The sequence below is a fragment of the Epilithonimonas sp. genome, assembly GCF_036780765.1.
GTDB lineage: Bacteria > Bacteroidota > Bacteroidia > Flavobacteriales > Weeksellaceae > Epilithonimonas.
The window spans coordinates 221,477-236,834 of record NZ_DAIQCG010000003.1; the positions used below are offsets into that span (position 1 = coordinate 221,477).

Here is a 15,358-nt window from a genome sequence, read left to right on the forward strand (position 1 = left end):
AATTATAAATGATTAATTGTTAGTTTTATTCGGTTCTTAAGGCTTCAATTGGTTTGATTTTCACCGCTCTTTGTGCAGGAATCAATCCGATAATCAATCCAAGGAAAATCATAATTGCCATTGCTGAAAATACGTTTCCATAATCTACAGTTGGATTACTGAAAGGGAAAGCATCATTGTTCATTGTTGCAATATTCAGAATGATGAGCAGGAAAATTCCTGATAAAAAGCCTAATAATCCTGATGACAAAGTGATAACAACACTTTCCAGCAATATCTGATTTCTTACCTCAGCTGGTTTTGCTCCCAAAGCCCTTCTGATTCCTATTTCTTTTGTTCTTTCTTTAACTGTAATCAGTAAAATATTGGAGATCGCAATAACTCCTGCCAATATTGTTAATGTTCCAACCGTGATTGTTAATAATTGCATTCCGGTAAGAAATCCTGTGAGTTTTTTGAATTCTTTAGCCAAGTTAAAACTTCCAAATGCGTTGGTATCTTCGGGTGAAACATGATTGATTTTTTTCAATTCGTCTTTCACCTTCGTTTCCACAATCGCAGCTTCTGCATTAGGTTTTCCAACAATCGCAAAGAAACCTACTTTATCGCCTTCATTATACATCCCAGAATAAGTAGAAAACGGAATATACGCCGATTGGTCATTCTCCATCCCACCACCTCGCGGAACTCGGAAAACTCCTATGACATTAAAAAATATCCCTTTCAGATTGACTGATTTTCCAATTGGATTTTCATTTTTCTTGGCATCAAAAAGATTTTTATAAATCTCTTCACCTATTACAATCACATTTTTTTTTGCCTGGATATCTGCGTCATTAATATATCTTCCGAACAATAATTTTTTCTTGGAAATCTGATTACCAACTGGAAAATCACCGGTAATCATATAAGTGTTTTTCTTTCCGTTTCTAGAAATTTGTTCTCCTGCAGTTCCAAAATTCCCCCTCACACTCTGTGGCGAAATGTAATCAACTTCCGGAATTTTCTTCGTAATGTATTCTATATCTTTCAGATGAAGATCCATCTTTCTGCCTTTCGCAAAACCTTCGTAAGGAATATTTGTATTTTGTGGCCAAAGGAATATCGAGTTGGTTGCAAACCCCGAAAACAATTTATTAAAACCATTTTCCATGCCTTTTGCCGCACCCAAAAGACTCACATACAAAAACATACCCCAACCCACGCCTATCATCGTAAGAAACGTTCTGAGCTTATTATTCCGAAGGGAATAATAAATCTCTTGCCAGGTATCTCTTTTGAAAAGTATATTCACGTTTTTGTTTATATATGATTAATGATGATTGATAAATGATTTTATTATATTTTCAAGTTCTCTCAAATTCCCCTAGCCTCAAACTCAATCTGTTCTGAGTGCTTCAATTGGTTTGATTTTCGAAGCTTTGTAAGCCGGAACAAATCCTGCAATTGCGCCAGAAAGCACCAAACAGAAAAATGCTGCAGCAATCAAGCCCCAACCTACGGAAGGTTCTGTGATGAAGAAATCCTCAAGATTATTTCCAATTAATTTCAAAGCTAAAACTCCTAGTCCTACTCCAACGAATCCAGAAATCACAGTAATAACAATGCTTTCCTGTAAAATCAAAGCGACAATTCCAGCTGGTTTTGCACCAATTGCTTTTCTGACTCCGATTTCCTTGGTTCTTTCCTTGATAATGTAAACCATTATATTACTGATTCCTATGATTCCTGCCATCAAAGTCCCAAGACCAATAAAACCGACAACAAGTGTTATAACCCATAAAAAAGCATAAGAATCCTGTGTATTTTTAGCATTATTATTAACCCGAATCCCTTGCTGATCATCTGGGGAAATATTATGTCTTGCTCTGATATTTTTCTCCAATTGGTCGCCATATTTCACACCTTCATCCGGTGTCATATTCGGATTGTAAGAAAGCATTACAGTACTGATGGTATCCGAACTTTTCTTCATCTGTTGAAGTGTCGAAAGTGGAATAGAAATATGTCTTTCGTCCCAATCTCCTCCCGGATCAGAGAAAACACCAACGACTTTGAACATCGTTCCATTGATTTCCAAATCCTTTCCAATCGGATTACCATCCCGAATCAAATCACGCCACGCCATTCTTCCGATGGATGCGACGTTTTGCTTCAATTCGTTATCTCGTTCATTGATGTAACGACCATCAATCATCGTTCTGTTTTCAAGAAACTTTTCATCTCCTAAAACACCATTGATTTGATAACTGCCACTTTCTTTACCATATTTCACCGTAAGATTAGTCGTATATCTTGGTGAAGCATATTCTAATTTCCCTTTGCTCTCTTTTACAATCGCATCGAAATCATCATTATTAAATGTAATAGCTCTATCCGATTGCAAACCTGCATAAGGAACGGTTGTTTTTCCGCCCCAAACCATTATCAGATTGGTTGCATCTCTTGTAAATGCCTTGGCAAATGAATTATTAAGTCCATTACCAATTCCGAATAAAACAATGAAAATGAAAAGACCTAACGCCACCGTAAAACCAGAAAGCACAGTCCGCAATACATTACTGCGAATAGAACTAAATATCTCTTGCCAACGGTCTAGATCAAACATTTTCTTTAATTATTAATGATGAATTGTTAATGATTAATGCTTTATAAAACGATTTGTTGGATGTAATCATCACTTTCTATTCTGCCGTCTTTCAGAACAACGTTTCTTTTGGTTTGTGCTGCCACATCGTTCTCGTGAGTTACAACAACAATTGTTTTTCCCTCGTTGTTGATTTCCTGAAGCAACTTCATAATATCGTGCGTCGTTTTGGAGTCCAAAGCTCCAGTTGGTTCATCTGCAAGGATTAATTTCGGTTCAGAGATTAACGCTCTTGCAATGGCAACTCTTTGTTTTTGTCCTCCGGAAAGTTCACTCGGAAGGTGTTCTGCCCATTCTTTCAACCCAACTTTTTCCAGATATTCCAAAGCTTTTTTTGTTCTTTCTTTTCTGGAAACGTTCTGATAATATAATGGAAGTGCTACATTTTCCAACGCTGTTTTATAATTAATCAAATTAAAAGACTGAAAAATAAATCCAATGAAACGACTTCTATATTCTGCCGCTTTTACTTCTGTGAGATGTTTGATAGGAAAACCATCCAGTTCATAAATTCCGTTATCAGCCTCGTCCAAAATCCCGATGATATTAAGCAAAGTTGATTTTCCGGAGCCAGAACTTCCCATAATAGAAACAAACTCACCTTGCTCAATATTTAGATTGATACCTTTCAGCACGTGAAGTTTGCTCTTGCCTGTATCGTAAGATTTGTTGACATCTTCTATTTTCAGAATCGGATGAGACATTGTCTGGATTTTACATTATAAGTAAATCCTAATATCAAATTGTTACAGCCTTAGAAAAAATATTTTGTTATTTTTCTTTTAGATTAAAATTTAAAAAAATTTAAAAAGGAGCGTAACATTTCAGATATTTTGAAGTCTTATTGGGTATAATTTTTCTTTTATGCTAAAAAAAGTTTTTTGTATTTCTCTTTTGTCGTTAGGAATTTTGGGATTTTCTCAGAAAAAATGGACAATTCAGGAATGTGTGGATTATGCAATTAAAAACAACTTGCAAATCCAGGCGCAAGCTTATAACAAAGATGTGCAGACAAAAAATCTGGAAATGGCAAAAAAGGAATATTTGCCTTCGGTTTCCGGGACAATTAACAACAATGCGAATTTTGGACAAACGCTCGTTGGAACAAGCAGTATCAGAAATGACAGTTACTATAACGGGGCTAATGTTGGTGCTAGTATTTTGGTTTACAATAATGGAAGACTTGAAAAATCGATTAAAAAAAATAGCTTCGACGTTGATGCGAGTTTACAAGATATTGAAACTATTAAAAATAATATTTCCCTTCAAATTGCTCAGCAATACCTGAACGTAATGCTAAACAGAGAAATTAAAAAAATCTCTGAAAGCGCTATGGAAAATGCACAAAAATTATACGACAGAGCGAAAATCACAACAGATGTTGGAACAACTGCTCAGACGGTTTTGGCAGAAGCAACTGCTTCTCTTACGAGAGAAAAACAAAATGTAAAAACAGCTCAAATCAATGTAGATAAAGCATTGTTTGCAATGGCTCAGCTTCTTCAATTACCTGACTATAAAACTTTTGATGTGGTTGACATTCCTGTTCCTGATGATTTGACGCCACAAACAGAATCTGTAGAAGATGTTCTTAATATTGCTTATACATCTCAGCCAGTTGTAAAAGCTGCTGAAATCAGAATAAAATCTGCTGAAGCCCAAACGGAAGTTGTAAAAACCAACTTTTATCCAACAATCTCCGCAACAGCCGGAATTGGAAGTTTTTACAACAATCTTTTAAATAAAAACACTATTGGTTATGACATAGATGCGGCTGGAAACTCTTATCCTGTTACAGAAAGAAACTTCACACAGCAGTATAGTGATAATTTTGGACAACAGTTAAGCTTAACGGCGAACATTCCGATTTTCAATAAAGGAATTACAAAACTTCAGGTTGAGCAAACCAAAATTAATGAAGTGATTGCGAAGAATAATCTGGAGCAACAGAAATTCCAGTTGAAACAGGACATTCAGCAAGCGCAATTTAATGCAGATTCTAATTATGAAATCTATATTTCTGCCATCGAAGCTGAAAAAAGTACGAGATTAGCTTTAGATTTTGCAGAGAAAAGTTTTGCGGCTGGACGTTCCACAATCTATGATGTAACAATAGCACGAAACAATTATATGAATGCACAAGGTTCTGTTGCTCAAGCCAAATATAATTATCTGTTCAGTAGAAAAGTTCTTGATTTCTATGCTGGGCGTGGTATTACACTTTAAGTAATATTTTATCAAAATTTTAAATAAAGTAAATTTCGACTAGGAAATCTTCATAGAATAGACTAATTTTATAAAAATTAAAAACTATGAAAATAAAATTTACTTTATTATTTCTTTCTTTTTTCGGTATTGTAAATTCGCAAATCATCTCGGGAAGAATAATTTCCAGTGAAAATAACAATTCCATTCCTTATGTAAGAATTGGTGTTGATGGACAAAACATAGGCACTATAACAGATGAAAACGGAAACTACAAAATCGATTTAACCAACGTTGATAAATCTAAAAAGGTTACCGTTCAATTGGGTGGTTATAATCCCTTTGAGCAAGACATTCAAAATTTCATTAATTCTAATAATCATACTATTGTTTTAAAAGAAAAAGTAAATGAAATTGCTGAAGTTAAACTAAGTCCTAAAACTTATGAGAATAAGAATTGGGGAATCAATACAAAAGCTAAAAAAGTAGGATTCTGGTATAATTCCAATGATGATAGTAAAGGAAACTGGCGAGAAGAGATTGCAATTTCATTTTCTAATAAAAAGAAAGTAAAAATTGAAAAAATCAACTTGAACGTCAACCAATTCGACACCAATAAACCAGTTTTGTTGAACTTCAACATCTATTCTGAAGATAAAAACAGACCCGGAAAATCTATTTTGGATAAGGTTCTTACTGTGGAATTGTCCAAAGATAAAATCAAAGACGGTACTTTTACTTATGATATCAGTGACGAATCTATCTGGGTAGATAATGAAAACTTCTTTGTATCGGTACAAATCGTGAGTGGTTACAAGGGAAAGATTAGTTTTAGCGCTGCTTTACTAAGTACTGTTTACATCAGGTCATATTATGACAAATGGCAGAAAATACCAGCTGGTGCTCCAGCAATTAATATCGATGTCAAAATTGCAAAAGACAAAAAAATCAAAGCTTAATAAAATTCTTTTCCAAAGATAAATCTAAACTATGTCGCAAAGTCAATCCTTGCGACTTTTTTAATTTAAAATATAGAAAAACTTTGCTTTAATTTTAAAATCTTCCAATTTTCCTTATCTTTGAGATATGCAGATTTTTGGAAAAGATTTACTCAGAGATATCAAAGCCGCGGAATTGTTGGGCGAAAATGCACACAAAATTTATTCTCCGCCCTATCGTCCTGTCTTCAGTTATGAGGATATTCTAACTAAGAATCCGAAGTTTGCAGCTGTGAACATTCTACTCTATCTTAAGAATAATGAATGGCATTTTCCTTTGATAGTGAGAAGCGTGAATGAAAACGACAGACACAGTGGACAAATCTCTTTGCCTGGAGGAAAAAAAGAAAAAGAAGACCCAGATTTTGCTTATACGGCTAAACGAGAAACTTCGGAAGAATTAGGAATTGATGAACATTATGTGAGGATTATCCGCGAAATGTCTCCGATTTACATTCCGCCGAGTAATTTTTATGTTCATTCGTTTGTTTCTTATACAAAGAAAAATCCAGAATTTTTTTTACAAGAAACCGAAGCTGTAGAACTGATTGAATTCCCGATTTCATCTTTATTAAGTCTTCCCGACCAGCCGAAAATAATGGCTTTACCTTCTACAAAGGGTTATGAAGTTCCTGTTATAGATTTTAACGGTTACATCATTTGGGGTGCTACATCGATGATTTTGAGTGAGTTTAGCAACTTGTTAAAAAATGTTTAATTTTGCAGTAATTTATGACCTTAGAAGTTATAATTAAATATCAATGGCAAAAAAAAATATTTTCACCGATTCTTTTGGAAATATCTATATTCTGAAAAGAATAATTATTTTCATTCTGGGAATTGTTTCCTATAGGAGATTCAATGGTTTTAATAAATTGAAGATTACCGGAACTGAAAATCTTTCTGATTTGCCAGACAGCAATGTTCTTTTCGTTTCCAATCATCAAACTTATTTTGCAGATGTTGCGGCAATGTACCACGCATTTTGCGCTGTGAATAACGGTTATCACAATACGATAAAAAATCCTGTTTATCTTCTCAACCCAAAAGTAGATTTCTATTATGTGGCTGCGGAAGAAACAATGAATAAAGGAATTCTAGCGAGAATTTTCAAGATTGCCGGCGCAGTTACAGTTAAAAGAACTTGGAGAGCAGAAGGTCAAAACGTAAACAGAATGGTTGACCTTACCGAAGTTGAAAACATTATGAAAGCCTTGGACAACGGTTGGGTTATTACTTTTCCTCAAGGAACGACTTCTGCTTATGCACAAGGTAGAAAAGGAACGGCAAAGTTGATTAAAAACCAAAGGCCAACGGTAATTCCGATTAAAATAAATGGATTCCGAAGAGCTTTTGATAAGAAAGGATTGAAAATAAAAGTAACCGGTGTAAAACCAACAATGGAGTTCAAACCAGCTTTGGATATCGATTATGATAATGAGTCTGCAACGCAAATTTTGGATAAAATAATGCACGCTATCGAGCAAACTCCGGAACACAACCTGCTCCACGATTACGACACTAAACAGAAAGAAATAAAATCTCAATCACAACAATAAAAAAACGGCTACTTTTTCAGTAGCCGTTTTTATTTTTCATTAATGACTGAAAAAAATCTATTATCTATCAGTCTATTACTCCGAGTCTAAAATCTAAGCTTCGATACTTGGAACTTGTACGTTCTCATTCGCATCTTTCTCATAATCGATTTCGTCAAATTGGAATCCGAAAAGGTTGAAAAACTCTTTTCTGTAACCTTCGATATCACTGATTTCAGAAAGGTTTTCAGTAGAAGTTTGTTCCCACAATTTAGCCACTTCTGCCTGAACATCATCAGCCATTTCCCAGTCATCAATTCTGATTCTTCCTGCTGAATCTAATTCAACATTTCCGCTCTCAGTATATAATCTGTCAGCAAACAATCTCTGGATTTGCTCAATCGTTCCTTCGTGTGTTCCTTTTGCTTTCATCACTTTATAAAGTAAAGAAATGTATAATGGAACTACAGGAATCGCTGAACTAGACTGCGTTACCAAAGCTTTGTTCACAGAAACATAAGATTTTCCGTTTAGGTCTTTTAATAAGTCATTCAAAACTGTAACAGTTGCCTCCAAGTCATTTTTAGCCTGTCCGATTGTTCCGTTTCTGTAGATTGGGAAAGTCAATTCAGGACCGATGTAAGAATAAGCAACGGTTTGAACACCTTCTGCCAAAACACCAGCAGCCTTTAAATCTTCTATCCAGAATTTCCAGTCTTCACCACCCATTACAGCAATTGTGTTGGAAATATCTTCGTCGTTTTCAACCGGATTAATGGTGATATCAGAAACTACACCTGTATGAAAATCAACTGTTTTATTAGTAAATGGCTGACCAATTGGTTTAAGAACGGATGCATAAGCAACACCAGTTTTTGGATGTGTTCTTCTTGGAGAAGCCAAACTGTAAACCACCAAATCAACCTGACCAAGGTCTTTTTTTATCAACTCAATTGTTTCTTTTTTCACTTCGTCAGAAAATGCATCGCCGTTGATACTCTTTGCATAAAGTCCAGCTTCGTGCGCCTCTTTTTCAAAAGCTGCAGAATTGTACCAACCTGCTGTTCCCATTTTTCCTTCAGATGCTGGTTTTTCGAAGAAAACACCAACTGTAGCGGCACCGGAACCGAAAGCCGCAGTAATTCTTGAAGCAATCCCGAATCCGGTAGAAGCTCCAATTACCAATACTTTTTTTGGTCCGTTTTTGATTTCGCCTTTGGACTTTACATATTCTATCTGATTTTTAATGCTTTGATGCGCTCCGTCCGGATGTGCAGTCAAACAAATAAATCCTCTTGTTCTAGGTTGAATAATCATTGTTGAAATTATTTTTAGCATTGCAAATTAAAGAAATTTGAATCATATATTAAGAATTATCTAGAAAAAAGCGTATTACTGTTTTCTATTTTTCGAGTATTAATAATGCTTTCGGAGAGTCGTTGTTTTTATTTTGCGCAATCGATTGCGCAAGTCAATATTTTATTTAATTTTACAAACATTCGAAATGGTAAAGTATGTTATTTAAAAAATTAAATACAATCTAAGAACGAAGAATTACTCGCAGCCCTACTTGAGCGGAAGAGCCCTTCGGCAAGCTCTGGATAAACTACAAGCGGATTAAGCTGCCCAAAATAAAATTTAGAATAGAATAAATTACTTAGATAAACAATGAAAAAACTATTAATTGGTCTTACATTTTCTGTAGCAACAATGATTTCTGCGCAGAAAAATGACATTAATTATTACATCGAGAAAGCACCTTTCAAATTTGGGGAAATGGTTTTGCCGACGATTCCGCGAAAGGATTATAACTTCAAGGATTTTGGTGGCGTGTGCGACGGAAAAACTTTGAATACAAAAGCATTTGAAAAAGCGATTACTATCATCGCCGCAAACGGTGGCGGAAGATTGATTGTCCCAGCCGGAACTTGGTTAACTGGACCAATCGAACTGAAAAGTAAAATCGATTTTCACGTTGAAGAAGGAGCGATTGTACAATTCAGTAGCGATATCAAGCAATTTCCAATGAGAGAAACTTCGTCAGGGAAATTTGAAGTGACACCACCGATTTGGGGAAATAATCTGAAAGACGTTTCGTTTACAGGAAAAGGAATTTTCGATGGAGCCGGAGAAGCGTGGCGACCTGTGAAGAAATTCAAAACAACGGCAGGACAATGGCAGGAGTTGGTTGCAAAATCAGGAAGTGTTTTGAGTGACGACGGGAAAATATGGTATCCAAGCGAATCGGCAAAACGTGGGGAAGAACTGGCCAAAGTGATTACCAAAATGCCGAATGCAACGATTGATATGTACCAGCAATTGCATCATTATCTAAGACCAATGATGTTCACGTTGTCGAAAGTGACAAATCTTTTAATTGACGGCCCAACGTTTAGAAACTCACCGAAGTTTGTGATTAATCCAAAGCAAATCACCAATCTTGTGATTAGAAACACCACAGTTTACAATCCGAAATGGGCGCAAAATGGAGACGGAATCGACATCAGTGCTTCAAAAAATGTGATTATTTACAACACAAAAGTGAACGCCGGTGACGACGGAATCTGTATGAAATCCAGCGGAAATCCGAAAAATAGTGAAGCACTTCTGCAAAACATCATCATCGCAGAATGTACAGTGAATGAAGGTCACGGCGGTTTTGTAATCGGAAGTAATACGGATGGCGGAATGAAAAACATCTACGTGACCAACTGTACTTTTGATGGGACAGACATCGGAATCCGTGTAAAAAGTAACTCGGGAAGAGGTGGCGATGTGAGTCAAATCTACATCGATAATATCCAAATGAAAAACATTATCAAAGAAGCAGTTTTATTTGATACGTTCTATGCTGATGCGCCAGTCGGAAGCACGAAAGAAAGCGAAGCAGCACAACATACGGGCGAAAAAGTGCCATATTTTCACGATTTTTATGTTAGTAATGTGAATTGTGCTTCGTCTGAAACGGCTTTCAGTTTCAATGGACTTCCTGAAAAACTGATTGAAAATCTTTATTTCAAGAATGTGAGTATCACGAGTAAGAAAGGTATTGTTGGCAAGAATGCACAGAATATCGTTTTTGAAAATGTAAAAATCAATAATTCGACTGATTATAAAATGGACAGCGGTTTGAAAAAAGCGATTGTTGTGAAATAATATCAATTGCGTCGGGCTTTAGCCCGATGTAATTTGAAAAATAGTTCGAGGCTTTAGCCAAAATTTATAATAATTTTTGGCTAAAGCCTTTTTCATTTATATCCTATTAATGGGCTAAAGCCCATTTCTATTGATGTAAATTTTATTTTATAATAATTGAAAAATCTTCATTTAGGATTAAAACTCCTTCTTCTTGTTCGCCTATGAAACCTTTCAGTTTGGAAGTTTTGCTTTTCAGAATCAAATCCTGCAATTGTTTTTCTGATAACTTTTTCCCAAATATTTCAAATGGAACTTTGAAACCACAACCTTTATAATCGGAACATCCAACGGCAGTTTTGCCTTTCATCAGATTGTTCGATTTACATTTTGGACATTGAGTTTCTTCCCATATAATTTCGTTTTTTACTCTTGGCTTCTTTTCTTTTGGAGCTTCTTTTTTTTCTTCCTGAATGATAACTTTCCCTTTTCCGCTGATGACTTTTTGGGTCAAATCGGTAACCATTTCAATCAATTCTTCTTTAAACTGATTCGCTTCGTACTCCCCTTTTTCGATTTTTCTAAGTTTCGATTCCCATTCTCCCGTCAGTTCAGGACTTTTGAGAAGTTCATCTTCAATGGTGTCGATGAGTTCGATGCCGGTTTGCGTGGCGATAAGATTTTTACGTTTCTTCTCGATGTATTTTCGTTTAAAAAGCGTTTCGATGATGTTGGCTCTGGTTGAAGGTCTTCCGATTCCGTTATTTTTTAGCATTTCGCGCAATTCTTCATCTTCCACATGTTTTCCTGCAGTTTCCATTGCTCTCAGCAAAGTTGCTTCTGTGTATGGTTTTGGTGGCGAGGTTTTCCCTTGATGAATCAAAGGTTCGTGGCCACCTTTTTCGCCAGCGACGAATTCTGGAATAGTTTGTTCCTCGTCTTTATCTTTTTCGTCCTTCTCCTCTTTTTTGTCTTTGGCATAAATAATTCTCCAGCCTAGTTCCAAAATCTGCTTTCCGGAAGCTTTGAAAGGAATCGTTCCAACCTGACCTTCCACCAAAGTATTCGAAATTTTACATTCCGGATAAAAAACGGCGATGAAGCGTCTCGCAACCAAATCGTAAACCAGCTTCTCTTCTCTGCTAAGATTGGATGAAGGCGGAATTTCTGTAGGAATAATCGCGTGGTGGTCAGTTACTTTTGTATCATCAAAAACTGCTTTTGTTTTCGGAATCGGTTGAGTCAATAATGGCGCAGTAAACTCAGAATAAATAGTCATACTCCTTAAAATTCCAGCAATTTTCGGATAAAGATTTTCGGATAAATAAGTTGTATCAACTCTAGGGTAAGTCGTATATTTCTTCTCGTAAAGACTTTGTATGTAACTCAAAGTTTTCTCGGCAGAATAACCATATTTTTTATTCGCTTCCACCTGAAGTCCCGTCAAATCGAACAATCTAGGATTTTTTTCTTTTCCTTCTTTGATTTCAAAAGAAACAATCTCAAATTGATTTTGTTTGAGATATTCCAGACCTTTTTCGGCTTTTTCTAAAGTTTTTAATCGGTCAATCGACGCACTGAAAAGAACATCCCGATATTTGGTTTTGAGTTCCCAATATTCTTCCTGAGAAAAAGCATCAATCTCCTTTTGACGCTGAACGAGCATTGCCAAAGTTGGAGTCTGAACTCGCCCAATCGATAAAACACCTTTGTTTCCGCCAAATCTTTTCGTGAATAATCGCGTTGCATTGATTCCTAAAAGCCAATCACCGATGGCTCTTGCATTTCCTGCCAAATAAAGATTTTTGTAATCATCAGCCGGTTTCAGATTCTCAAAACCCTCTTTGATTGAATCTTCTGTCAAAGACGAAATCCATAAACGTTTCATTGGTTTGTCACATTTCACTTTCTGCAAAACCCAACGTTGAATGAGTTCACCTTCTTGCCCAGCATCACCACAGTTAATGACCTCATCGCATTCTTGAACCAGTTTTTCTATGGTCTGAAATTGTTTCTCAACGCCATTATTATCAATCAATTTGATTCCGAAGTTTTTGGGAATAATTGGAAGGAAAATTAAATCCCAAGATTTGTAATGCGATGCGTAATCGTGCGGTTCTTTCAAAGTACAAAGATGACCAAAAGTCCAAGTCACGCAATAGCCATTTCCCTCCATATAACCGCTTTTGGGAGTTGTAGCGCCCAAAACTTTGGCAATATCACGGGCAACGCTTGGTTTTTCGGCAATACAAAGTTTCATTAATTTTTCACTTTAGAAAGGGAAGCAAAGTTGCGGAAAAATTTAAAATCAGAAAAGTTGTTTTTTTGAAAATAAGTTAATTGATAAATCTATTTAAAACGTAAAGAGCGCAAAGTTTTTTTATCTTTATTGAAAATATTTTTAAGACGCTCAAAGACGCTTCACTTATCAAAGAAATACAATTAAAACATCCCGTTTGTCATTCCATAGGAATCTAGACTGCTGAGATTGACTACATCGAACCACTTCGTTAGGTTTCCTACGGAATGACAAATATTGTACTTTATGACAAACGGAGTTTTATGCTGAACTGCAGCCCGACTTGAGCGGAAATCCTTTTTTGCTTGTACTTAATTTCTATCTACTCTGAAATGTTCTGCAAAAAAGATTGGGAGCGGAAGGCGGAAATAGCTGCCCAAATAAAAAATATAAATTATGAAAATAAAAAACAACGCTGGCGAAACAGTAGACTTCGAAATCTCGAAACTGGAAAACTCACTTCGGAATTCTGGAGCAGGCGAACAGTCTGTGAAAAGGGTTTTGGAAACGGTTTTGCCAAAATGTTTTGAAGGAATCACAACTGGAGAACTATACAAAATGGCATTTGACGAGCTGAAAAAAATCTCGAATTCTGTCGCTGCGAGATATAGTTTAAAAAAGGCATTGCTGGAGTTGGGACCTGCGGGATTTTATTTTGAACAATGGATTTCGCGAGTGTTTCAAAACATCGGATACAAGACCGAAACGGGACAATTGATAAAAGGACACGCCGTGACACACGAAGCGGACGTTATTGCCAAGAAAGACGACAAAACTTATTGGGTAGAATGTAAATTCCGGAATGCAGAAGACACGAAAATATCAGTCACAACGCCAATGTACGTTTTGTCAAGAATCAAGGATATTTCAAATATTCAATACAACCTTTTCGAAACTAAAACAGAATTTACCGACGGCTGGTTGATTACGAACACTTATTTTACTAAGGATTCGATTGCTTTTTCAGAATATTACGGACTGAGATTGTTGTCTTGGGATTTCCCAGAAAATAAGTCGATTAAAAGTCTGGTGGACCAAAATGCGCTTTATCCCATTACTTGCCTAACGACTTTGGACGGAAATCAAAAACAAAAATTGTTGGAGAAAAAATGTATTTTGGTAAAAGAATTATTCCAGAATCAGAATTTATTGAATATTTTAGAACTTAATCAAGAAAAAAAATTAGAAGTTCTGAAAGAAGCCAGAGAATTGATGACAATAAAAATATCAGAATAACAAAATGCCTTGCTTAAAACAAGGCATTTTTTTTCTAAAATCTAGATTCTAAAATCTAACATCTCAATTTATTTCCCTTTTTGTGGTGGATAATTAGCCATTATCTCAGCCACGACTTGAGGGATTTGTTTTTGTTTTGACTTTGGAGAATCTACAGAAATTCCGCTTCCTGCACCTTGCCAAACCAATTTTTGAGTTTTCGCATCAATGATGTCAATTACAATTGTTCCGCTGTTATAGTTGTTGGTCCAAGTATTCCCCATACCGAAACCTCCGCCCCAGCCCCAAGGTCTTCCCCAACCCCAGCCGCCGCCGTAAGAAGTTGTAATATCCTGAACTTTTTTGTGTGACGCTTTTACATTGATAATTAAATCCGGATTTTGAGCAGAAATCAATCCTTTTGCCTGAACTTGTTTGGATAATTCATTCAAAACTCTGTCTTTGTCCAGATCATTCAGCTTGAGATCATCCGTTCTTAGCAAATATGTTTTGTAATTAGTAAAATTCGCTGTTGCAGAATAATCAGATTTCACTTGGAAAGGGCTACAAGAAGTCACTCCCAAAGAAACCGCAGCCAGTAATATGAAGAAATATTTTTTACTCATCGCTAATATATTTTTATTTTGGAATTCGTGAATCTTCGATTTCATAATATTAAGATTATTTAGGTTTTTTAATAAAGGTATCCGTCTTTTTATCATAACCGTACGGGCAATGTCTGCATCCGCTTTTACAGCAATAGCCACGTTTCAAATGGAATTTTTCTGTAAAAACCTTATAACCTTGCTCGTTATAATAAAAGTCTTCATTCTCTTTGATGTCATTTAGTTTCATAAGTTAAAAAACTTTACCAAAATTTTTATCTTTGATGTATGATAATCATCGTCTGTCAAAGATTACTCAAAAATACTAAAATTTCGGGGATAACAATATTTCCGTTTATATTGCTGAGAAAAAAAGAATACAGACAGAATAAGATTCTTATCAATCACGAAAAAATCCACATCCGCCAGCAAATGGAATTGTTGATTATTCCATTTTACCTTTGGTACTTATCAGAATATTATCTCAAATATCTGAAGTACAAAAATCCACATCTCGCTTACCGTAATATCAGCTTTGAAAGAGAAGCTTACGACAATGATCAAAACCCAAATTACCTCAAAAAAAGAAAATTCTGGAGTTTTATTAAATATCTCTAAAATCAATATGAGAAACAATTACGAAGATGAATTTCTGAATTACTTTTTTCTCCAATATTACATTTTCGTCAAAAAAATTTCTCAATCTCTAAAATAAT

The 15,358-nt window shown here is 35.5% G+C and carries 14 protein-coding genes; 7 read left to right on the plus strand and 7 right to left on the minus strand.

The window, feature by feature from the left end; translation table 11 throughout:
- Positions 1-25 precede the first annotated feature (25 nt).
- The 3 genes from V7P73_RS07560 to V7P73_RS07570 all read right to left on the minus strand — a co-directional run bounded on the left by V7P73_RS07560 (position 26) and on the right by V7P73_RS07570 (position 3,339).
- Positions 26-1,294, minus strand: coding sequence for an ABC transporter permease (locus V7P73_RS07560; protein WP_333852391.1), 1,269 nt, complete (start codon positions 1,292-1,294; stop codon positions 26-28).
- 84 nt (positions 1,295-1,378) lie between these two features.
- Positions 1,379-2,608 carry an ABC transporter permease gene (locus V7P73_RS07565; RefSeq protein WP_333852393.1) on the minus strand — a complete coding sequence of 410 codons (1,230 nt, stop codon included), beginning with the start codon at positions 2,606-2,608 and terminating at the stop codon, positions 1,379-1,381.
- A 41-nt stretch (positions 2,609-2,649) separates the two neighbouring features.
- On the minus strand, positions 2,650-3,339 hold the full coding sequence (locus V7P73_RS07570; protein WP_333852676.1) for an ABC transporter ATP-binding protein: 690 nt from the start codon (positions 3,337-3,339) through the stop codon (positions 2,650-2,652).
- A 172-nt stretch (positions 3,340-3,511) separates the two neighbouring features.
- On the opposite strand from V7P73_RS07570, the gene V7P73_RS07575 reads away from it, so the two are divergent.
- The 4 genes from V7P73_RS07575 (at position 3,512) to V7P73_RS07590 (ending at position 7,409) form a co-directional block, all read left to right on the plus strand.
- Positions 3,512-4,873, plus strand: a complete 1,362-nt coding sequence (locus tag V7P73_RS07575) for a TolC family protein (RefSeq protein WP_333852395.1) — start codon at positions 3,512-3,514, stop codon at positions 4,871-4,873.
- A gap of 86 nt (positions 4,874-4,959) precedes the next feature.
- On the plus strand, positions 4,960-5,811 hold the full coding sequence (locus tag V7P73_RS07580) for a carboxypeptidase-like regulatory domain-containing protein (protein WP_333852397.1): 852 nt from the start codon (positions 4,960-4,962) through the stop codon (positions 5,809-5,811).
- Positions 5,812-5,938: 127 nt separating this feature from the next.
- On the plus strand, positions 5,939-6,568 hold the full coding sequence (locus V7P73_RS07585; protein WP_333852399.1) for an NUDIX hydrolase: 630 nt from the start codon (positions 5,939-5,941) through the stop codon (positions 6,566-6,568).
- Positions 6,569-6,611: 43 nt separating this feature from the next.
- The gene (locus tag V7P73_RS07590; RefSeq protein ID WP_333852401.1) at positions 6,612-7,409 is read left to right on the plus strand and encodes a lysophospholipid acyltransferase family protein; all 798 of its coding nucleotides are present in this window, start codon (positions 6,612-6,614) and stop codon (positions 7,407-7,409) included.
- Positions 7,410-7,502: 93 nt separating this feature from the next.
- Here the strand turns inward: V7P73_RS07590 and fabV are convergent, their stop codons facing one another.
- On the minus strand, positions 7,503-8,705 hold the full coding sequence (gene fabV, locus V7P73_RS07595; RefSeq protein WP_333852403.1) for an enoyl-ACP reductase FabV: 1,203 nt from the start codon (positions 8,703-8,705) through the stop codon (positions 7,503-7,505).
- A gap of 351 nt (positions 8,706-9,056) precedes the next feature.
- Between fabV and V7P73_RS07600 the strand changes: the two genes are divergently transcribed.
- Entirely contained in the window at positions 9,057-10,544 is a 1,488-nt protein-coding gene (locus V7P73_RS07600) for a glycoside hydrolase family 28 protein (protein ID WP_333852405.1), read from the plus strand.
- 142 nt (positions 10,545-10,686) lie between these two features.
- Here V7P73_RS07600 and V7P73_RS07605 read toward each other — a convergent pair whose 3' ends face one another.
- Positions 10,687-12,783, minus strand: a complete 2,097-nt coding sequence (locus V7P73_RS07605; protein ID WP_333852407.1) for a type IA DNA topoisomerase — start codon at positions 12,781-12,783, stop codon at positions 10,687-10,689.
- A gap of 435 nt (positions 12,784-13,218) precedes the next feature.
- Here V7P73_RS07605 and V7P73_RS07610 point away from each other — a divergent pair, with 435 nt between their 5' ends.
- Complete coding sequence (locus V7P73_RS07610) at positions 13,219-14,058, plus strand: restriction endonuclease (protein ID WP_333852409.1); 840 nt, start codon at positions 13,219-13,221, stop codon at positions 14,056-14,058.
- A gap of 68 nt (positions 14,059-14,126) precedes the next feature.
- On the opposite strand, the gene V7P73_RS07615 is transcribed toward V7P73_RS07610, so the two are convergent.
- Together V7P73_RS07615 and V7P73_RS07620 are read right to left on the minus strand one after the other, a co-directional pair.
- A complete protein-coding gene (locus V7P73_RS07615; protein WP_333852678.1) occupies positions 14,127-14,663 on the minus strand; it encodes a DUF4136 domain-containing protein in 537 nt (178 codons plus the stop codon).
- 55 nt (positions 14,664-14,718) lie between these two features.
- Positions 14,719-14,892, minus strand: coding sequence for a DUF5522 domain-containing protein (locus tag V7P73_RS07620; RefSeq protein WP_177165167.1), 174 nt, complete (start codon positions 14,890-14,892; stop codon positions 14,719-14,721).
- A gap of 41 nt (positions 14,893-14,933) precedes the next feature.
- Here V7P73_RS07620 and V7P73_RS07625 point away from each other — a divergent pair, with 41 nt between their 5' ends.
- Positions 14,934-15,260: a hypothetical protein gene (locus V7P73_RS07625; RefSeq protein WP_333852680.1), complete on the plus strand. Its 327-nt coding sequence runs from the start codon at positions 14,934-14,936 to the stop codon at positions 15,258-15,260.
- Positions 15,261-15,358: the final 98 nt, after the last annotated feature.